Annotated in this window: 16 protein-coding genes and 1 pseudogene; 4 read left to right on the top strand and 13 right to left on the bottom strand. The window is 67.4% G+C overall.

Translation table 11 applies throughout. The features are described from left to right. Window positions 1-211 precede the first annotated feature (211 nt). Together OG390_RS38155 and OG390_RS38150 are read left to right on the top strand one after the other, a co-directional pair. Window positions 212-484 carry a hypothetical protein gene (locus tag OG390_RS38155; RefSeq protein WP_406174302.1) on the top strand — a complete coding sequence of 91 codons (273 nt, stop codon included), beginning with the start codon at window positions 212-214 and terminating at the stop codon, window positions 482-484. Window positions 485-515: 31 nt separating this feature from the next. Beyond that, a complete protein-coding gene (locus tag OG390_RS38150) occupies window positions 516-2,228 on the top strand; it encodes an EsaB/YukD family protein (protein ID WP_406174300.1) in 1,713 nt (570 codons plus the stop codon). A gap of 665 nt (window positions 2,229-2,893) precedes the next feature. On the opposite strand, the pseudogene OG390_RS38145 reads toward OG390_RS38150, so the two are convergent. The 7 genes and pseudogenes from OG390_RS38145 to OG390_RS38115 all read right to left on the bottom strand — a co-directional run. Continuing rightward, a pseudogene (locus OG390_RS38145) lies at window positions 2,894-3,497 on the bottom strand (transposase); the annotation flags it as partial. After that, the gene (locus OG390_RS38140; protein ID WP_406174298.1) at window positions 3,498-5,222 is read right to left on the bottom strand and encodes a carbamoyltransferase; all 1,725 of its coding nucleotides are present in this window, start codon (window positions 5,220-5,222) and stop codon (window positions 3,498-3,500) included. 21 nt (window positions 5,223-5,243) lie between these two features. Continuing rightward, a complete protein-coding gene (locus tag OG390_RS38135) occupies window positions 5,244-6,047 on the bottom strand; it encodes a dimethylarginine dimethylaminohydrolase family protein (RefSeq protein ID WP_406174296.1) in 804 nt (267 codons plus the stop codon). A gap of 191 nt (window positions 6,048-6,238) precedes the next feature. Beyond that, complete coding sequence (locus tag OG390_RS38130) at window positions 6,239-6,625, bottom strand: hypothetical protein (protein ID WP_406174294.1); 387 nt, start codon at window positions 6,623-6,625, stop codon at window positions 6,239-6,241. Between the two features lie 48 nt (window positions 6,626-6,673). Next, window positions 6,674-8,059 (bottom strand): cytochrome P450, encoded by a 1,386-nt coding sequence (locus tag OG390_RS38125; RefSeq protein ID WP_406174292.1) that lies wholly within the window; start codon window positions 8,057-8,059, stop codon window positions 6,674-6,676. A 58-nt stretch (window positions 8,060-8,117) separates the two neighbouring features. Continuing rightward, entirely contained in the window at window positions 8,118-8,414 is a 297-nt protein-coding gene (locus tag OG390_RS38120; RefSeq protein WP_406174290.1) for a LysM peptidoglycan-binding domain-containing protein, read from the bottom strand. A 679-nt stretch (window positions 8,415-9,093) separates the two neighbouring features. After that, complete coding sequence (locus OG390_RS38115; protein WP_406174289.1) at window positions 9,094-9,888, bottom strand: class I SAM-dependent methyltransferase; 795 nt, start codon at window positions 9,886-9,888, stop codon at window positions 9,094-9,096. Window positions 9,889-10,284: 396 nt separating this feature from the next. On the opposite strand from OG390_RS38115, the gene OG390_RS38110 reads away from it, so the two are divergent. Further along, the gene (locus OG390_RS38110) at window positions 10,285-10,419 is read left to right on the top strand and encodes a hypothetical protein (RefSeq protein ID WP_406174287.1); all 135 of its coding nucleotides are present in this window, start codon (window positions 10,285-10,287) and stop codon (window positions 10,417-10,419) included. A 40-nt stretch (window positions 10,420-10,459) separates the two neighbouring features. Here OG390_RS38110 and OG390_RS38105 read toward each other — a convergent pair. From OG390_RS38105 to OG390_RS38085, 5 genes are all read right to left on the bottom strand, one after another. Further along, a protein-coding gene (locus OG390_RS38105; RefSeq protein WP_406164501.1) for an IS3 family transposase occupies window positions 10,460-11,640 on the bottom strand; the annotation gives its coding sequence in 2 pieces (ribosomal slippage) (window positions 10,460-11,376 and window positions 11,376-11,640; 1,182 coding nt in all). 447 nt (window positions 11,641-12,087) lie between these two features. After that, window positions 12,088-12,738: a thymidine kinase gene (locus tag OG390_RS38100; protein ID WP_406174285.1), complete on the bottom strand. Its 651-nt coding sequence runs from the start codon at window positions 12,736-12,738 to the stop codon at window positions 12,088-12,090. Between the two features lie 222 nt (window positions 12,739-12,960). Continuing rightward, complete coding sequence (locus tag OG390_RS38095) at window positions 12,961-14,148, bottom strand: alkaline phosphatase family protein (RefSeq protein WP_406174283.1); 1,188 nt, start codon at window positions 14,146-14,148, stop codon at window positions 12,961-12,963. Then, window positions 14,148-14,735, bottom strand: coding sequence for a DUF5998 family protein (locus OG390_RS38090; protein ID WP_399084274.1), 588 nt, complete (start codon window positions 14,733-14,735; stop codon window positions 14,148-14,150). Before OG390_RS38090 ends, OG390_RS38095 begins: the two co-directional genes overlap by 1 nt. A 163-nt stretch (window positions 14,736-14,898) precedes the next feature. After that, window positions 14,899-17,820: a GNAT family N-acetyltransferase gene (locus OG390_RS38085; RefSeq protein WP_406174281.1), complete on the bottom strand. Its 2,922-nt coding sequence runs from the start codon at window positions 17,818-17,820 to the stop codon at window positions 14,899-14,901. Window positions 17,821-17,997: 177 nt separating this feature from the next. Here OG390_RS38085 and OG390_RS38080 point away from each other — a divergent pair, with 177 nt between their 5' ends. Continuing rightward, complete coding sequence (locus tag OG390_RS38080; protein WP_406174279.1) at window positions 17,998-18,279, top strand: HPr family phosphocarrier protein; 282 nt, start codon at window positions 17,998-18,000, stop codon at window positions 18,277-18,279. A gap of 214 nt (window positions 18,280-18,493) precedes the next feature. Here OG390_RS38080 and OG390_RS38075 read toward each other — a convergent pair whose 3' ends face one another. Beyond that, entirely contained in the window at window positions 18,494-19,189 is a 696-nt protein-coding gene (locus OG390_RS38075; RefSeq protein ID WP_406174278.1) for a GntR family transcriptional regulator, read from the bottom strand. Window positions 19,190-19,321: the final 132 nt, after the last annotated feature.

The following is a 19,321-nucleotide window of genomic DNA, read 5'->3' as shown; positions in this document are numbered from 1 at the left end:
AGGGATCTCCTGTCTCGCCCATCCAGGCTAACCCGACAAACCGGGCGTCTCAGCCGAGGCTGTCAGAGAGAGCAACGAAGTCGACCGCGTGGAAATCACTGAAGCGGAAGCAGCCGCGTTCATTCAAGAGGTCACCAGAGAGAACACATGACGGGCCTGGCAAGTGTGCGGCATGGCAACCAGGCAATTTATTGTGAATGGTAGGTAACCCGTGGCGGCGCAGGATTACGACAGCCAGTTGCTGGAGTCGGTGTCGGTTCGGCGCCGACGGCTGCGTGATGCCGTGCTGTTCGGGGCGCAGCGGCAGCGGCGGTCGGTGGATGAGCGGTTGGGGAAAGTGTTCGCCGGGATTGTGATCGCGGCGGTGCTGTGCGCGGGGTGTGTGGGCTGGTCGTTCGTTTCCCATCGAGTCATCGGGAAGAGCCCGTATGGGGCGCCGGTGCAGCCGTCGTCTTCGTCTTCCGTGACCTCTTCGGCCCGATGATAGGTTCGAACGCGTGATATCTGCGGGGGCCATGAGTCGTACGACAAGGGGTGGGCGTACGGCGTTGAGCCGGGTCACCTTGGTCGGTGAGCGGCGGCGGGTCGATCTCGTTCTGCCGTCGCGGGAGCCGATCGGGCTTCTGCTGCCGGAAGTGATGCGGCTGCTCGACGATCGCGCGTCGGCGCGGCCGGAGTTGCGGCATCTGGTCACCGTGGACGGTTCGGCGCTGGATCAGGACAGCACGCTGGAGTCGGCCGGGGTGCCGGACGGCGCGGTGCTGCGGCTGGTACCTCGCCCCCGCGGCCGTGCAGGCCCCCTGGATCAGCCCTACCGTTGCAGGTCAGGAGCACTTCTCGCGTTTGCCGGGGCGGGGGCGTCCTCCTCAATGGCGATGTGGTCGGGCATGAGGCTCGGGGCGACCGCGGCACGCTGGGCCTACCTCGCTGACCAACTTGCCGCGGGAGGCCGCCCCGTTGACCGGACCGGCGGTGGTCTCGACCCCGGCCGCCAGGATCGACATCGGGAGGTGCTGGCCGAGATTGATGGCACCCTGGGCCTCGGATGTCGCACCCACCGCGGAGAGTCGTCCCAGTGCCGTTGGTGCACCGCGTCCCTACGGCTGCCAACCGGGCGTTTCGACAAGGGCGGCCCGTTCATGGAAACGGCCCGCCTGCTTGTCGGCAACGGGGTGATCACCTGTAATGCGCAGCTCAGCCGATATCCCCACTTCAGGCTCCCTAGCTTCCCCCGGTTCGGCCCTGCCCGTCGTCGTCCCGACCTAGAGCACTTGGAGGCGCGCTGCGGAACGTGGCTGCGGCACCACCTACGCGACGCCTATCGTGACGATCCGTCAGGACTGGAGCACTTCCTTGGTCAGCGCACCACCTTGTGGAACCTCCTGACCTATCCCACCGCCGGCACGGAGCGGATCCAGACCATCTGCAACTGGATCGACGTTCTCTTCAACCTCGATGACCTCTTTGTCCACGCCTCTGCGGCCAAAGCGGAGCAACTGGGCCTGCGCCACCTGCAAGCCGTCATCGACGGGCGACCCGTCACAGCGGACACCGCCTACATCCGCACGTTCGCCTGCCTGCGCCGGCGGACCCGGCCCTCCATGCCCGTACCCCTGTGGGATCGCTTTGCCCACACGCTGGAAGGTTTCCTCGACGCGTGCCGCACTGAGCGCTACTGGCAGGAAACCCGTGCGGCCATCGACCTGCCCACCTACGAGGAGTCCCGCGGCAGGTCGATCGGAGAGTGCTGCTTCCCGCTCCTCGAATACGGCCTGGGCCTCGATTTGTCCGGCGAGCTGGAGACCCACCCCGAACTGGAGCGGCTCAACGTCCTCGTAGCCCGCCACTGGATCGGGGTCAACGACATCTTCTCCTACCGCAAGGAGTCCTACAGCGGCGACACCATGAACGAGATCAGCCTCCTCCTGGCAGAAAACGACGGCGATTTGCAGGCAGCAGTCGACCGAGTCGCGGGCACGGTCAGGAGAACCGAGGAGGAATTCGCCGCACTGTCCGAGCACTTCCTCTGCGGATCGGCCAGCGACAACGCGAACGCTGGCGTCCGGCAGTATGTGGAAGCACTGAAGTGGATGATCACCGGCAACCTGGAATGGTCCTACATCACCACCCGCTACAACGGCCCCGGCCACGTATGGAACGGGGAAACCAGCGCTTCTGTGGTCCTTACGCCCCACAGAACCCGCTACCTGCCCTGTGACGGACCTTGAGCGGCGACTATGACGAGGCGTTCCTCGACTGGATCTTCTGGTGGTATCTGGCCACGGTGGAGCTGACGAACCGGCTTATCGCATCGCGCAACCTCGCCGCCGAGCCTCGGACGCATGAACCGGAGACGCTGGATGATCTCACTCGTCGGGTCGACTCCCTCCTTGCCCGAGGCGACCGGCGACGTTGCGTCAACTGCGGCGACCGGTTCGAGGCCACCTACCCGACCGCGCGATTCTGCTCAAGCTCATGCAGGTCGCGTAATTGGCGGCTCCAACAGATTGATCGGGCCAGCGGGCCGCGGAGCCGATGAAGTGCCCAGTCTGCGGGGTTACTTGGACCGCCGGAAACGACCGGCGCCAAGGGGCCCGCTACTGCTCACACCGATGTCGGCAAGTTGCATGGCGTCAAAAACAACTCACCGGCAACACCAAGTGAGACAACCTCGCGGAAATGCAGTTGGAGGGCAATATCAACTGAGACTCCGACTCGGACCCGTCTCACATGTCCTTGCATCCGCCCAGCTCACAGGGCCAGCCACTGACAAGATCGAATGAGAGGGGACAGTCAGAAACAGGCACTGAACGGGGATCAGCACCGTTCGTCATCAGGCTGCTTGAAGAGCAGATTGCGGGCGCGGCATGGCGGCGTTCGGCTGGGCCGCAGGCCGGGTGAGACGGCGGGCCATGAGCGTGATCGAGGCCAGGGTAAGCATCGCTTCGGAGTGCTCGGGGCGCGTTTCGTAGTCCCGGACATTGCGGCGTGCGTGTGACAGCCACGCCAGTGACCTCTCTACCACCCACCGCCTCGGCAGGATCACGAACCCTTTGGCGCCCTTGGGCCTGCTCACGGTCTTGATCGTCAGGTGGAGGAAAGGACCTGGCCCAGTCGACGAGCGTGCCCGCGTGGGCCAAGTCGGCCCAGACGATGGTGATTTCGGGGTGCATCAGCCGCAGCCGGAAGAGGGCTTCGAGGGCGGCGACGCTGTCGTGGATGTCGGCATAGGTGACCATCACGAACAGCGGGAGCCCTTTCAGATCCACGATTATGTGTCTCTTCCGGCCCGGCGTCTTTTTGCCCGCGTCGTATCCCGACGTGGAGCGCGGGACGGTGGAGGCGACCTTGACGGACTGCGAATCGATCACCGCCGCCACCGGGTGCGGGGATGTGCCCATCGCGCGGCGGATCCGGCGCCGGAGCTGGTCGCGGATCAGATTGAAGACCCCCGCGGCGGACCAGCAGGTGAAGAACCCGAAGATGGGAGCCGTCGGTCAGCGAGTTGACATCGCTGCTGAGTGTCCGGGGCCGGTGGGTGGTGGTTCGACGAGGAAGTCTCCGATGGCGAGGTAGTCGATGTTGGCGCGGTGCAAGGTGGTAATGGCGTCGGCGGGGGTGCAGACGATGGGTTCGCGGTCGTTGAAAGAGGTGTTGAGCACAAGGGGGATTCCGGTGATGCGGTGGAAGTGGGAGATGAGCTGGTGGAAGCGGGGGTTGAGGTCTGCGTGGACGGTCTGGATGCGACTGGTGCCGTCGATGTGGACGACCGCGGCGATCTTCTCCGGTTGTAGGGCCCGGTAGCCGATCAGCATGAAGTCGGATGCGCGGCTCGGGGTGGGGATGTCGAACCATTGGCGGGCGTGTTCGGCCAGGACGCTGGGGGCGAAGGGACGGAAGTCCTCGCGGTTTTTCACGACGCGGTTGAGCCGCTCGCGCATCGCGGGATGTCGGGGGTCGGCGAGGAGGCTGCGGTTGCCGAGGGCGCGCGGGCCGAATTCCATGCGGCCCTGGAACCAGCCGACGATCTTCTGGTCAGCGAGCAGGCGGGCTACTTCCCCGGCGATGTCGTCGACCCGTTTGTAGACGGCTCCGTGTTCCTGGAGCGCGGCTTCAATGTCGGCTTCCGTGAAGTGGGGACCGTAGTGGGCGTGGCGCATCTCGTCGCGTTCTGGGCCGCCGAGGACGTGGTGCCAGATCAGCAGGGCGGCGCCGAGGGCGGTGCCGGCGTCGTGAGCGGCGGGCTGGATGTAGAGGTTGTCGAACCATCCGGTGGCGGCGATGCGCCCGTTGGCCACGCAGTTGAGGGCGACGCCGCCGGCCATGCACAGGTTCCGGGTGCCCAGGCTGCGGGCGGCGTGGCGTGCGAGGTGCAGCATCACGTCGTCGGTTGCCGCTTGCAGGGCGGCGGTGATGTCGGCGTAGTCGCTGCTCATCCCGCCGTGTGGCGGGCGTGGGCCCAGGCCGAACAGGTCGGTGAGCCCGGAGTAGTCGTCCATGCGGAAGCGCAGTACGTCGTTGTCCAGGGAGAACTGGCCGTCGGGCAGGAGTTTGAGGATGTGCCGGTAGTGGTCCCGGTAGGGTGCGGGGTCGCCGTAGGCGGCCAGTCCCATGACCTTGCAGGCGTCGTACTCGCTGAAGCCGAGATACTTGGCGATCTTCTCCCAGAGGAATCCGATCGACGCCGGGTAGGAGATCTCCACGCTCGGGGACAGCCGGGTGCTCTCTCCGAGGGCGACCATCGTGGAGGCGGTTTCCCCGATGCCGTCGACCGCGAGTACGGCCGCGCGGTCGAAGGGGGCGGGGTAGTAGGCGGAGGCTGCATGGCACAGGTGATGGCTGAGCCAGTGGAACTGCCCTTGGAAGCCCATTTCACGCAGACGTGCGGGGACGGTCTGGAGATGGTCGTAGAAGGTGGTCTCGCCGCCTGGGCCGCCCCAATCGCCGGCGGCGACACGATCGGTGAAGAGGCTGTTGCGCAACCGTTTGGCGGGGAGGATCGAGGATCCGATGTGGTCCACGTCGGCGAGCGTGATGCCTGCCTCCTCCATGCAGTAGTCGATGGCGTTGACGGGGAGTTCGTGGGGGTTGTCGACGCGTGCGGCTTTGCCGTGCTTGACGCGAGTGAACCGTTCTTCTTCGGCCGCGGCCAGGATGCGGCCATCGTGCACCAGGCACGCGGCGGACTCGTGGTAGGCGTGGTTGACGCCGAGGGCATACATCCGAGACTTCCCGTCAGGTCGTCAGCCGATGGCCAGGATCAGGCAGCGGACGCTGCCGCCCGACTTCTTGAACTCGCTCATATCGGTTCTGACGACCTGATAGCCCCACCGGTCCAGCTCGCGCTCCAGCTCGGGGGTGCAGTTGTCCATCAGGACATGTCGGCCCACGGGAATGTTGTTGCACACGAAGTACGAGGTGGCGTCCTGCTCACTGCACTCGATACGCCGCTCGAAAGTATCGCGCAAGAAGGCGAGGCTCTCGTCAGTGAACGCCCCGGGGTAGTAGAGCAGCGTGTCCTCGTCGATGTAGGAGATGGCGAGCCCGAGGTGGTACATCCCCACGTCCTTAAGCTCAAGCTCGCCGCGCAGGACGAGGTCGGGGAAGACCGCCCGGACGTAGCGGATCGCCTCAGCCGAGGAGCGCTGGCCGTGCCCGAACAGGATGTCGCTGCCGTAATAGACAATGTCACCCAGGCCCTCGAAGTAGACCGCGTCCGGGACCGTGAACACCGGGAGCTCGTGCCGCGTCATCCAGCGGATGTAGTGCTCCACCTCGCCCTGGCGCTCCGCGTGCCGAAAGTTCGTCGCCAGGAACTTCCCGCCGTGCAGCATTCCGGCGTCACCGATGAACGTCATGTCCGGCCATCCCGGCACCGCGTCCATCACCTCGATCTCGATGCCCATCTGCTTCAGGGTCGCGTAGACGTGATCCCATTGTTTGCGGGCTGCGACCTTGTCCACCTTGTTGTCGACGTTCATGTACGGGTTGATGGAGTACTCGATGTCGAAGTAGGTCGGCGGGCACATTAGAACCTTTTTGATCACCGTCGCTCCTTCTCCCTGCACGTCCATTCGGAACCGGCTACGGCGAAGACAGGCAGCGGTGACGGGGCAGGCCGTAAGCAACCACGAGCACCCTCCCGCCGTACCCAGCCGTCACACCGCACGGGCGGCAACGCGGCCCGCCACAGCGCCTTTCTGGTGTAACCGCAAGACAGCGACTTCGTAACCAAGTTTCAGGCAAATGGCAGACAATGGACCAACCTGGCCAGATCCGTCACAGCACTGTCCAGCTCCACCAGGAGATCGTCGCCTTGGGCTTCTCCGGAAGCATCCAGACCGTCCGCCGCTACCTCCGCCCGTTCAAGGCCACCACCGCCGCGCCACCCGTGCACCGCCCGGCTCCACGGCCCCGCCGTATCGTCCGCTGGATCATGACCGACCCCGGAAACCTGACAGCCGATGATGCCGCCGACCTCAAGGGGGTTCGGACCAGCTGCCCCGAACTCGACGCCGTCACCCACCACGTCCGCGACTTCGCCACCATGATGCGCAACCTGCGGGGCGACCAACTGCCCGACTGGATGGAGCGCGTCCTCGCCGACGACCTGCCCGCCCTGCACACGCTCTATGGCATACCGCCGCAGCCGTCACCTATCTCGCCGGCGAGATCATGTGCGGTTGGGGAAGTTGTTGCTGTCGGTGCCGCGTGGCAGGCGCCGCACTGCTCGGGCTGCCAGGGAGAAGCAGATCAACTGTGCCGCGCCGAAGGCAAGGCGCTCCGCGTGGTCGCGTGTCCACACGAGCATCTTCTTGAACCCAGTCCTGGGAGTTCCGGCCGAGCCGACGGGCACCAGGCAGCAGAGGCCGCCTCCCTCCAGCGCCCGGGTGTGGCGGATGGGTGCGTGTACTGCGAAAGAGCTCAGCAGTTCTTGCACGATCACAGCTCCCGCTGTCCGAGAGAACCGCTCGGCAGGACACTTCCGTTGCCCTTTGCCGAAGACCACGAATCCGCTGTCGGCGCGGCTGTGGTGTTCCCATCTCTCCGGGATGAACGCGTCTGGTTCCGTGTGGCCCATTCGCTGGTGCCGGCTGATGTCCACCAGGAGCTGAGTCCCGCGCGGGATCGTCACCGTCGGGCTCAAGGGGACGTCGTCTACCACGAGTCGCTGGATCGTGGCGTGCTGGGGGTAGAGCCGCAGTGTTTCCGAGAGGACGTGGTCGAGGTAGCGGGCGTCGCGCTCGATGACACGCTCGACGACGTGTGGATGCCGGGATGCCGCGAGCACGGCATGGCAGGCGAATTCGGAGAGCTGGTTAACGCCCTTGCTGAAGAACACACCCTGCAGGTGTTTCGCCCTGGAGTTCGTGTCGAGCGCGCTCTCGTGGCCGAAGATGCCGGGACACCCGCCGTACTCGGTCACCTTGGCCTGCAAAAGGCCGAGGAGCTCCAACTTGGTGGAAATGTTTTTTGCGTGCCGAATTCCCTTGAAGCTCTTCGTGGTATCGCTGGCGGAACGACCGATCAGCGCGATCTGTTCCTGCGATGGCGCAGCCCCGAAGACCAGCTCGAACATGAGACGGGAGGCGATAGGGACGGTGAGGTCCGTGAGCCGCAGCACGCGGCTTGTGGTGCCGGCGCGCCAGACGTCCTCCAGGACCTGGTGGGTGCACCTCCGGGCCGTGGCGACGATCTCCTCGCGCGGAACGGAGAGGGTGCGCAGCGTCGCCTTGGCCAGCTCCGCGTAGTGGGGGTGGTCGGTGTCGATGCACTCCTGGTGTTCGTTCGCTGGCCTGTTGTAGTAGAGGAAGGTTCGCCGCGCGTGGGTATGTCCGCGTTGGCTTGCGGACTTGTGGGCGAAGAGCTTTTCCAGGAGATGCCCATGGATGTCCCGGTTGGGGATCCGGATCGTCGGGGCGTCAGCCGGGTCGTCGCCTTTGGCGAGCAAGCGGAGCCTGTAGGCGTCTCCAAGGCGTGGATTCGCAGCAAATGCGAGCAGCACGATGGCGGCAGCAGCTGGCGGGATCGCCATCAGCAAGATCAGGGGGACGCTCATGTGGGCTCCGTAGATGAGACTCGGATCTTGCGCGTGTCCGTTAGCTGGTTGGAGGCCGTCACCGCAGAGCTGTGCCGAAGGCACGCGCGGTGCAGGAAGCCACGGCGGGTGGGCGGGCTGCGGAGACCTTGGCTGGCAGCCCGCGGGCGTGCTGCTTCTCGTCGTTTTCGAGTTCTTCTTCAGGCAGGAGCAGCAGCTTCGTGCCCGGGTTGATGTTGTCGGGGTCAGTGATGTCGTTCGCCTGGGCGATCGCTGGCCACAGGCCAGCATCTCCGTACGTCCGCCAGGCAAGGGCTCGTAGGTTGTCGCCCTCCACACACCTGTGGTGGCTCGCGCCGCTGCCGGAGCCTGCCATCGTTCAGCCTCCTCATGCCCGTTGACCACGCCAGGGGCGGCCTCTTCTTCAGATATGTGCCCACGTGGAGAGCCTCCCTCACGTGCACCATTTGGGTGAGCCCTGTTCTTCCGGGTCGTGGAGGAGTCGGCGGGCGAGCTCTGCGTACTTCACGGCGGTGGCCGGGGAGAAGTCGAAGAACACGGTCAGGGTGAGCTCAGGGATGCCTCGGTGGCGAGGTCCTCGCCCAGTACTCGGTCGGCGCGGATGCGATCGAGGCTGACCCCGTGCAGGGTGAGCTGGCGCTTGCGAAGTAGGTGCTAGGTCCGGCACGTGACGCGGTTGGGGACCCCCACTGCCATGTGCGGGCGGTCCCTCGCCCCGGCCGCCGCCCCCCAGTCGGCCGACGCCTGGCTGCTCGGCGGCCCGGGATGGAGGGGAACAGCTGAACGGCGAACTGGACGAGATCGCCCGCGCCGAGCTCGTCGACCGCGAACCGTACCCGCGCTGCGGCGCCCCGCCCGGCTCCGCCTGCCGGACCGACTCCGCCGTCGTCGACTACCACACCGGCCGCTACTGGGCGTCCCGATAGTACTCGCGGAAAAACAACGGGATAGTCCCTGGCCTGTGGGTATTCATGTGTCCGCCACGGGGCTGTGGTACCGGTGCCGTGACGGGAGCCGTGCAGGGCAGCGCGTCTTCAGGGGCGTCGGCACAGGAAGAAGGCCCAGCCCACGTCCCCGGCGTCGATGGCGCGGATGACGCCCTGGTAGATCGCGGCCGTCTCCGGAGAGTGGCCGCGGACGTGGTCGGTCGCCCGCTCGTAGCTGGTGCGCATGTGCGCGGTGAGGTCCATGGTCCGCTCGATGGTGAAGCCGGCGGAGCGTAGGTGGGCGAGGTAGGCGCGGCGGTCGGGTTGGGGCCGCATGCCGGCGACCCGGTCGTAGTAGAAGCGACGGCCGAGGTCGCTGACCTCCCCGGCGGGGGTAATGATGTCGTCGAGTACGAGCAGCCCGCCGGGGCGAAGCGCCCAGCGGATCTGGTCCAGCGCAGCGGCACGGTCCTCGACGTGGCAGAGCATGGCCTGGGACCACACGTGCGTGAAGGCGCCGTGCTGGAACGGCAGCCGCATCGCATCGGCTTGCACGAGCCGCACGTGGCTCCCGGTGCGTGGTCGGCTGTCGAGGTGAAGGTGGAGGTCGGCGCCCACGACCGCGCAGCCGGTGGTGCGGGCCAGCCACGCGGCCGTGGCTCCCGTGCCGCACCCCAGATCAAGCACCGTCGAGTCCTGCGTAATCCCGGCCAGACGGCACGCCAGCGCGTCCCACGCGTCAATCGCCCGCGCCAGCCCGTCTGGGCCCGGCCCGGATGCCTCGTCGAAGTACCCCCAGTGCATTCGCCCCCGGTCATCCCAGGTCGCGGCATACGCGTCGGCGGCCCGGCGGTAGTACGCCACCGAACGCCCCGCCGCACCAGTCTCGTCCTGTCTTTCCACGGGTACCCCTGTCCCACATCAACGTCTGCTCCGTGCAGATCCTGTCACCACCCGGGCCCGGACAAACGCCGTGCGGAACCCACGATGGGCTGTTTGGCCTCGAACGTGACTGGCGGGGTACATGGTCAGCGGGCGGGCTCTGTCTTCTCGGCTGCCCGTCCATCGAGCCGAAACGCGTAGCAGGAGGAGCCATCGAACCTCGTCACTCCGTGACCTGCGGAAAGGAGATGTGACACAGCTTCTGAGCTTGTCGTTTATCGTCTGGCCTCGAATGTGTTTCACACGTGAGTGGGGTTTGCCCAGATCAGGGCACGTGGGAACGGCCTTCCGCTGATGCTGTGCTCCGTCACAGATACACCGCTCAGCAGGAAGGCCGTGGGGATGAGTCTGTCGTGTGTGAGTGTCCCGCAGGACGCCATCGGGCAACTGTCATGCTTCCGGGCGGACTTCTACGACTCCTTGACCGGCCGCGCGGATGCGCTGTTCGAGCTGACGGACGCCCTGCTGTGTACGGACGGGCCGGTGAAGTGAGGGGCCTCGCGTTTTCCGGACAGGTATCTGACCGTCTATTTCACGCGGCGATTCGCAACTTCTCGTACTCGGCGTGGACTTCGCGTGGAGGGCGGTAACCCACCGACGAGTGGAGGCGCTTGCGATTGTACCAGAATTCGATGTAGCGAGTGATGTCCTGCCGGGCGGCCTCGCGGGTCAGGTAAGTCACCCTTGATACACGCTCGTTCTTCAGTGCGCCGAAGAATGATTCGGCCATGGCGTTGTCGAAACAGATCCCGGTGCGGCCGGAAGATCTGCGGAGCCCGAACCGGTCGAGCGTCTTCCCGAACTCGGCTGACATGTAGTTACTTCCGCGGTCGGAGTGAAATATTGCGCCGGCCGAGAGGTTCCTGTTCCGTGCCGCGTTGCGGATCGCCCTGGATATCAGTGGGGTTTGGTAGTGGTCGTCCATCGCGTAACCGATGACTTCCTTCGTGCAGCAGTCGATGACCGTTGCGAGGTACAGCCAGCCTTCCCCAGTCGCGATGTAGGTAATGTCGCCGACGAGCTTTTCGCCGGGCGCGTCAGCGGTGAAGTTGCGGCCGACGAGGTCCGGCACCTGACCGGCCGCGGCCCGGGTGAGGCTGAACCTCTTCGGCCGCGGCTGGCAGGGCTCAAGGCCCAGCTCGCGCATGAGCCGGCGGACCAGTTCCAGGCCGGCGGTGACGCCCCAGCGGTGCAGCTGGGCCTGGATGCGCCGATGTCCGTAGGTGCTGTCGGACATATCGAAGGCTTTCTCGATGAGCAGCTTCAGTTCGTCGCGCCGTTGGCCGGTCGCGGTTTCCGGGCGGGCTCGCCAGTCGTAGTAGCCGGATCTGGATACGCCGAGTCGGCCGCACATGAACTCGACGCTGTATGCGTACTCCTCGGTGTCGAGCCGCATCTCGTCGATGAACTCGTACTTGCTTGCTACCGGGGATCCTTCGCGAAGTACGCTGCGGCTTTTTTCAGGAAGGTAACTTCCATCTCCAGCTCGCGGTTGCGTCGTTCGAGTTCCTTCAGGCGCGCCCGCTCGTTCACTGTCAGTTCCGAGTCGGGGGCCGGTTCCTGCTGCTTCTGGTGCTTCTTGACCCAGCCGCGTAGCGTCTCCGGGTTCAGCTCAAGCTCCCGGGCGACTTCGGAGATCGTCTTGCTCGACCTCAACGCGATCTGGACGGCTTCCTCGCGGAACTCCGGTGAGTACTTGCTGGGTGGCGCCACTGCTTCCTCATTTCCTGTTCAGGACAACCCTATTGGGTCCCTGTCCGGAAACTTCGTGGCCCCTCAGAGCCATGATCACAGCCACCACTGACACCGACTCCGCCACAAGATCAGCGCCAGAGCCGAATTACGTGATCGTTCACAACGTACGCCAGGCGCAGCAGCATGACAGATCATCATGCCGCCCCTGCCCTCTACATGAGTGGATAGCCGGGAGGGCGACGGGCACGAGTCAAGATCAGCAATCAAGTCCGCCACCTGGGCGGATGTTTTTTCGGCACCCGCAGACTCGAACCTGCGACCAGGAAGCATCCATCACGGTCCGCGCCTTTACGGTTCGAGCCCTTCAAGCAGCCACACCATTCGCCTCTGCCGCATCGGGCCTCAAAGCACTCCATCGCACCACTGGGAAGCCCCTTGCTACCCGCGCCCTCACCGAAGCGGACGTCAGGCCGAGGCGACCGGCAGCACGTCGGGGGACAGCGCCACTGCCCGAGCCGCGGCACTCGTCATCCGCCTGCGGTGGTGGCGTCGGCACAGCACCTCGTACCCCACGTCCTCCGTCGGCCGGTTCACGTCTCCGACCACGACCTGCTCGCCCTCGACCACCATCTCCCCGCCCACCGTCCGCGCGTTGTGCGTCGCCCGGGCACCGCACCAGCACATCGCCTCGACCTGCAACGTCTCCAGCCGGTCGGCCAGCTCAATCAGCCGCTGGGAGCCGGGGAAGAGCCGGGTACGGAAGTCGGTGGTGATACCGAACGCGAAGACGTCCAGATCCAGATCATCGACGATGCGGGCCAGCTGGTCGATCTGCTCCGGCGCAAGGAACTGCGCCTCGTCCACGATCACGTAGTCGACCTTGCCGCCCCGCGACAGCTGCTCCACCACATAGCCGTACAGATCCCGGCCCGGGCCCGCCTCCACCGCCTCGGTCACCAACCCCAGCCGCGACGACAGCTTCCCCTCCCCCGCGCGGTCGTCGCGCGTGAAGATCACACCCTGGAGCCCCCTGGCCGACCGGTTGTGGCCAATTTGTAGCGCCAAAGTACTCTTCCCGCAGTCCATCGTTCCCGAGAAAAACACCAATTCGGACATCAGCGGGCCGGGGCCTTTCGGGACGGGCGAGACCAGACACATCCAACACGGACAATGCCGGAACCACGCGGGACAACACCGTCCACGGCACCATCAATCGATGGCGAATACCCAAGCAAGTCAGTCGACTTCCCGCAGTCCATCGTTCCGGAGAAGAACACCAGCTCGGGCATGGGGAGTTGAGCACCTTTCGGCAACAGAGGATTCGGGAGGGGGGTGGCTTCAGGAGCGTACTTGCAACAGGGGCACGAGCTGCTCGACGGGGGTCATCGAACCGTGGTTGCCGACCATCGCCGACTCCTTCGGCTCCCGCTCGGTCGCGATGATCAGGACATCGTCGCGAGCCGCCGCGACCACGTCGCCGATCCGGGCGTACACCCGCTCGTCGACGTGCGGGCCGAACCAGCCCGCCGCGATCGCCTCGTCCCGCGAGGCCACCCAGAACTGCTCGCCGAGCACCTCGCGCCAGCAGGTCAGCACATCCGCCTCCGCGCCCGGCACCGCGTAGACATGCCGGGCACGGCCCTCGCCGCCGAGCAGGGCGACACCGGCGCGCAGCTCCCAGTCCTCGTCGAAGTCGATGCGGTGCTGCTCGTCGAAGGGGATGTCGATCATGCCGTGGTCGGCGGTGACGTACAGGGCGCTGCGTGGCGGCAGCTGCTCCGCGAGGCGCTGGACCAAGCGATCGACGTACATGAGCTGGCCGCGCCAGGGGTCCGAATCGACGCCGAAGCGGTGGCCCTTGCCGTCCACCTCCGCGTAGTACGTGTAGACCAACGAGCGGTCCCCGACGGCCAGTTGCTCGGCGGCGAGGTCCATGCGCTCCTCGCCGGAGAGCCGCCCGTGGAACGTTCCGCCACTCAGTGCGATCTTGGTGAGCGGTGTGTTCTGGAAAGTGGGGGACGAGACCTGCGCGGTGTGCACGCCCGCCGCGTCGGCCAGCTGGAAGACTGTGGGGTAGGGCTGCCAGGCGCGCGGTTCCGTCCACGGGTTCCAGCGGAGCTGGTTCATCAGCTCGCCGGTCCCCGGATTGCGCGCGGTGTAGCCGGGCAGGCCGTGCGCTCCGGGCGGCAGGCCGGTGCCGACGGAGGCGAGGGAGGTCGCGGTGGTCGCCGGGTAGCCGGCGGTGATCGGCCGTCCGGTGCCTCCGCGGGAGGACGCCAGGAGTGACGTCATGAAGGGCGCCTCGTCGGGATGCGCCTTCAGCTGCTCCCAGCCGAGACCGTCGATCAGGAAGACGCAGTTCCGGTCGGCCTCGGTCAGCTCTGGTATCGCGGCGATCATGCCGGGCACGGCCATGCCCGCGGCGAGCGTGGGCAGCAAGTCGGCCAGCGAGCCGGTGCCGTACTCGGGGACGGGCGCGGAGTCGACGGCGAGAGGTTCCGGGTGGTCCCAGGCGGGCAGTGCCATCAGCGCGTGATGTCCGCGGTCGCCTCGGAGAGAGACTGCGCGAAGGCGAGGGCCTGGCGCACGGTCTCCGGGCCGTCCCCGGCCTCGCTGACGCGCAGGCTCAGGTCGTCCGCAGTCGAGTTGCCGGTGTAGCCGTGGTCCGCCTCGCAGTTGGGGTCGCCGCAGGCGGCGGGCTCCAGGTCGATGCGGGAGACCGCGCCCCAGCCGATGGTCAGGACGACCTCGCGGGGCAGCGTGCCCGGCGCGTACGACTCGGGGTTGGCGACGACTCGGCTGACGACGACCGACGAGATCCGGCCGAGCTTGACCGACTCGGTGGACGTCGTGGCGTACGGCGTCGGCGACGTCGTGTCCGCGTTCTGCTCGTCGGTGTGGCTCACGATGAAGCGGTTGCCGGTGAGGACGAGGACGGTGACGTGCCGCCGCACCTCGTTCGCGTCGAACGTCGTCTCCTGGTGGACCAGGTACGACCGGATGGCCTCGCCGCCGATCGCGGCCTCCACCGCCTCGGCCACGAGGGCCGGGTAGTAGCCGCTGCGCTCGATCGCCGCTCGCAGCCCCTGGGTCGTCGTACTGGTCTTGGCCATGAAGCCCATCCTACGGGGGCCCACTGACTGCGAGGCACCGCTCGCGTGTGTCTGTCGTGGACGGCACAGATACGCGTAGGGATCAGGGCGTGCTGATCAGGACGCGCTGAGCCGGACATGCTGATCCGGGCATGCTGATCAGAACGCAGGGATCAGCGGCGGCTCAGACCACGGGGAGAGTCCGCGGGCCGAGATCGTCGCGGACGGGGGCCCGGGCCAGCCGCACGGTGGCGCCCAGCACGCTCAGACCGCGCGGGGCGACGACGACGGGCTCCAGGGAGACCGCGACGACCTCCGGGTGATCGTGGACCAGCCGGGACACGCGCAGCATCAGCTCTTCGAGGGCCGCCGTGTCCACCGGCGCGGAGCCCCGCCAGCCGAACAGAAGCGGCGCTGTCCGGATCGATCGGACCAGGGAGGTCGCGTCCCGGTCGGTGACCGGAATCAGCCGGTGCGCCGTGTCCCCGAGCAGCTCCGAGGCGGCGCCGGCGAGCCCGAACGAGAGCACCGCCCCGGCCGCCGGATCGATCACCGCCCGTACGACGGTGTCGACCCCGCGCGGGGCCATCGCCTGGACGACCGGCCGCAGCTCCTCCGGCTTCCCGAACAGCTCCGTCAACTCCGCGTACGCCCGACGCAGTTGCTCCTCGTCCGCCAGATCGAGTCGTACGCCGCCCAGGTCGGCGCGGTGCCGTAGGTGCGGGGCGGTGGTCTTGAGGGCCACGGGGTAGCCGAGGGCGCGCGCGGCCGCCACGGCATGGTCCGGCGTGGGCGCGGGCAGGGCACGGCGTACGTCGATGCCGTACCGCCCGAGCAGTCCGCAGGTCTCCTCCGCGCCGAGCGTCAGCCCCTCGCCCCGCGCGAGCAGCCCGTCGATCTGCTCGGCGGCCCCCTTCTCGTCGATGTCCTCGTACTCGGGCACCTTGCCCGGCTCGGCGGCGTCACGCCGCCATTGGGCGTACTTCACGGCCTGTGCGAGCGCACGGACGGCACGCTCGGCGGCGGGGTAGGCCGGGATGAGGCGGGAGGCCGTGGGGGGATCTTCGGGGACGGGCCGCCGGGTGGCCTCCGCGAGAGGCGGTTGTGCGGCTCCCGCGACGGCCGGGCGTGCCGCTCCCGCGGTGGGCAACCGTTCTGCAGGGCGATGGGGGTCCCGCCGCTCGTGCGCGGCCGAGAACGGCGGACGGGCAGCGCCGGGTGCCGTCGAACCGATCTGTGGTGCAGTACTGGCCGCGGCAGACAACGCCTCGGCGAGCCCACCGAGCTCGACGTGCACCACCAGCACCGGCTTCGCCGGAACCGACGCCGCCGCCGAGCGAAGGGCCTCGGCCAAGGCCGCGTCTTGAGCCGACGTCTCCCCCACCGCCGGTATGGCGGTCACGACGACGGCATCGCACTTGTCGTCGGTCAAGGCCCGCACAAGCGCCCCGTGAAAGTCCTCCGCCGAGGCCCCCGTGGTCAGATCCAACGGAGGAAGCGGCCGAAGCCCTTCGGCCAGACACGCGTCGTAGGTGAGCAGCCCGAGCGACTCGGAGTTCCCGAGGATCGCCACCCGGGGCCCGGGAGGAAGCGGCTGGCGTGCCAGCAGAAGCCCCGCATCGACGAGCTCGGTGATCGTGTCGACCCGGATCACCCCCGCCTGCCGCAGCAGCGCGGACACCGTGGCGTGCGGCAACCGCGTGGCCCGTACGGCATGTCCCTGGGGAGCCGCTCCGCCGTGCCGCGCCCCCTGGACCACGACCAGCGGCTTCGCCGCCGCTGTCCGGCGTGCGAGGCGCGTGAACTTGCGCGGGTTGCCGATGGATTCGAGGTACATCAGGGCGACATCGGTGTCGGGGTCGTCGTACCAGTACTGGAGCACGTCGTTGCCGGACACGTCCGCCCGGTTCCCCGAGGAGACGAAGGTCGACACGCCGGTCACGCCGGTGACACCCCCGCCGCGCCGGTGCAGCCGGGACAGCAGGGCGATCCCGATCGCGCCGGACTGGGCGAACAGGCCTATCCGCCCGGGGCGCGGCATCTGCGGGGCGAGCGAGGCGTTGAGGCGGACCTCGGGGGACGTGTTGATGACCCCGAAGGCGTTGGGGCCGATGATGCGCATGCCGTACGTACGCGCCTGGCGCACGAGTTCGCTCTGGCGCTCGCGCCCTTCTGGGCCGCTCTCGGCATACCCGGCGGACACCACCACGAGCCCCTGCACCCCGTGCTCACCGCACTCGGCGACGACCTCGGGGACGAGCGGCGCGGGCACCGCGACGACGGCGAGATCGACGGGCTCGTCGATGTCGCGGACGCAGCGGTGCGCGGGGACTCCGTCGAGCTCCTTCTCGTGGAGCGCCTTGTTCACCGCGTACAGACGGCCGGTGAATCCGGCGTCGCGGAGGTTGGTGAGGACGCTGCGGCCGACACCGCCGGGCGTGCGGCCCGCGCCGATGACGACGACGGAGCCGGGTGCCAGCAGCCGCTGCACGGACCGGGCCTCGGCGCGCTGCTCCCGCGCGCGCTGCACGGCGAGCGACCGGTCGGTGGGTTCGAGGTCGAACTCCAGGCGTACGACGCCGTCCTCGAAGTGTCGCTTCTGCTGGTAGCCGGCATCCGTGAACACCTTGATCATCTTGGTGTTGGCGGGCAGCACCTCGGCGGCGAAGCGACGGATGCCGCGCTCGCGGGCCACGGCCGCGATGTGTTCCAGGAGGGCGGAGGCGACACCGCGGCCCTGGTGCGCGTCCTGCACGAGGAAGGCGACCTCGGCCTCGTCGGCGGGAGCGGAGGCGGGCAGGCCGTCGGCATTAATGCGGTCATAGCGTACGGTGGCGATGAACTCGCCGCCCACCGTGGCCGCGAGACCCACCCGGTCCACAAAGTCGTGGTGCGTGAAGCGGTGGACATCCTTGGCGGACAGTCGTGGGTACGGCGCGAAGAAGCGGTAGTACTTCGACTCGGCCGAGACCTGCTCGTAGAAGCTGACCAGGCGGTCGGCGTCATCAATGGTGATGGGCCTGATGCGTGCGGTACCACCGTCACGCAGCACCACGTCCGCCTCCCAGTGAGCGGGGTACTCGTGCCGGTCCGACGAGGTCTGCATGGGCCCCAGAGTACGGCTCGCGTCCGACAACGGCGCGAGGCAGTCTGTGGGGAACGAAAGTCGGATCGAGGCCGCGATCCGACAACACTCCGGACGGGACGAAGGACCGCTCCGGAGACGCTTCACGATATGGGACACTGGTCTAGACAACCCTGAAAACCTGAAGGGCAGCATCACATGGCTGAGCGCCGCGTCAACGTCGGCTGGGCCGAGGGCCTTCACGCCCGCCCCGCTTCCATCTTCGTCCGGGCCGCGACGGCCTCCGGTATCCCCGTGACGATCGCCAAGGCCGACGGCAACCCCGTCAACGCGGCCTCCATGCTCGCCGTCCTCGGCCTGGGCGCCCAGGGCGGCGAGGAGATCGTTCTCGCCTCCGACGCCGAGGGTTCGGACGCCGCCCTCGACCGTCTGGCGAAGCTGGTCGCCGAGGGTCTCGAGGAGCTCCCCGAGACCGTCTGAAGCATTCCGGACACCACGCGGCTGAGCCGCGTCGCCCCTTCCCGGGCGGCGCGGCTCAGCCGTTTTCCGTACGCCGCCCAGAAATTCTGCGCATGTCACCGCGCACCCCGCGTCACGCCCACGGAAATAACACGCACCGGAATTCCCGGCACGCGAAAAGGGGCAGTAGAAATAGGCCGCTGGCGAATATCCCTCTTTGTATACGGCGCCCGTGTTAATGCCGCGGGCCCGTCATGTTTACGGGAGGTTGCGAAGTCCTCACACGGTCCGGACGATCTCCACCGGTGGGAAAACGGAGCCGGTGCGCGGCCGCGGCGCGCTCGGTGTGCAGGGCCGTGATCGCCCGGGCCCGCTCGCTGTCGCCGCGCGCCACGGCGTCCACGATGCCGCCGTGTTCCGCCCAGGACTCCGCGAGGTTGGCCGACGCCTCCACCGCATACATCCACGCGATCTTGTGCCGCAGCTGGGCGAGCGTGGAGGTCAGCGCGGGGCTTCCGGAGGCCTGCGCGAGGGTCTCGTGGAACCAGCCGCCCAGCGAGCGCAGATCCTCGCTGTGGCCCCTTCTGGCCCGCTCCTGGCCCAGCCTGACCAGGCCTCGGAGCACCTTGAGGTGGGCCTCGGTACGGCGCTGCGCGGCCCGCGCGGCCCCCAGCGGCTCAAGGAGCATGCGCATCTCCAGCAGATCGGAGGCCTCCTGCTCGGTGGGCTCCGCGACGCACGCGCCCGCGTGCCGACGGGTGACGACGAAGCCCTCGGCCTCCAGCGTCCGCAGGGCCTCGCGCACGGGGACGCGCGAGACGCCGTACCGGCGCGCGAGCAGTTCCTCGGTGAGCCGGCCGCCTCGCTCGTAGACACCCGCGACGATGTCGTCACGGATCGCCGTGCATACCGAGTGCGCCGGAATACGCATGACCGGACCTCCGCTTTAATCCCCGCGAAACGCCATCGATTGACGCTTGTTCAGTGACTCTATTGCAGGGAGCCGGAATTTCCGATGGCAGGCCGGAATCCATGGATATTTTTTGGACACCGGCCGTGTGAA

Source organism: Streptomyces sp. NBC_00996 (assembly GCF_045162675.1).
GTDB lineage: Bacteria > Actinomycetota > Actinomycetes > Streptomycetales > Streptomycetaceae > Streptomyces.
Note: the sequence above shows the minus strand (reverse complement) of the source record. Positions and strands in the feature narration are given on the sequence as shown.

Excerpts from the sequence above, each read along its gene's own strand:
- OG390_RS38140 (WP_406174298.1), bottom strand. The coding sequence starts at position 5,222 with ATGTATGCCCTCGGCGTCAACCACGCCTACCACGAGTCCGCCGCGTGC.
- OG390_RS38075 (WP_406174278.1), bottom strand. The coding sequence starts at position 19,189 with ATGCGTATTCCGGCGCACTCGGTATGCACGGCGATCCGTGACGACATC.
- OG390_RS38100 (WP_406174285.1), bottom strand. The coding sequence starts at position 12,738 with ATGTCCGAATTGGTGTTTTTCTCGGGAACGATGGACTGCGGGAAGAGT.
- OG390_RS38150 (WP_406174300.1), top strand. The coding sequence starts at position 516 with ATGAGTCGTACGACAAGGGGTGGGCGTACGGCGTTGAGCCGGGTCACC.
- OG390_RS38090 (WP_399084274.1), bottom strand. The coding sequence starts at position 14,735 with ATGGCCAAGACCAGTACGACGACCCAGGGGCTGCGAGCGGCGATCGAG.
- OG390_RS38120 (WP_406174290.1), bottom strand. The coding sequence starts at position 8,414 with ATGGCAGGCTCCGGCAGCGGCGCGAGCCACCACAGGTGTGTGGAGGGC.
- OG390_RS38085 (WP_406174281.1), bottom strand. The coding sequence starts at position 17,820 with ATGCAGACCTCGTCGGACCGGCACGAGTACCCCGCTCACTGGGAGGCG.
- OG390_RS38125 (WP_406174292.1), bottom strand. The coding sequence starts at position 8,059 with ATGAGCGTCCCCCTGATCTTGCTGATGGCGATCCCGCCAGCTGCTGCC.
- OG390_RS38095 (WP_406174283.1), bottom strand. The coding sequence starts at position 14,148 with ATGGCACTGCCCGCCTGGGACCACCCGGAACCTCTCGCCGTCGACTCC.
- OG390_RS38080 (WP_406174279.1), top strand. The coding sequence starts at position 17,998 with ATGGCTGAGCGCCGCGTCAACGTCGGCTGGGCCGAGGGCCTTCACGCC.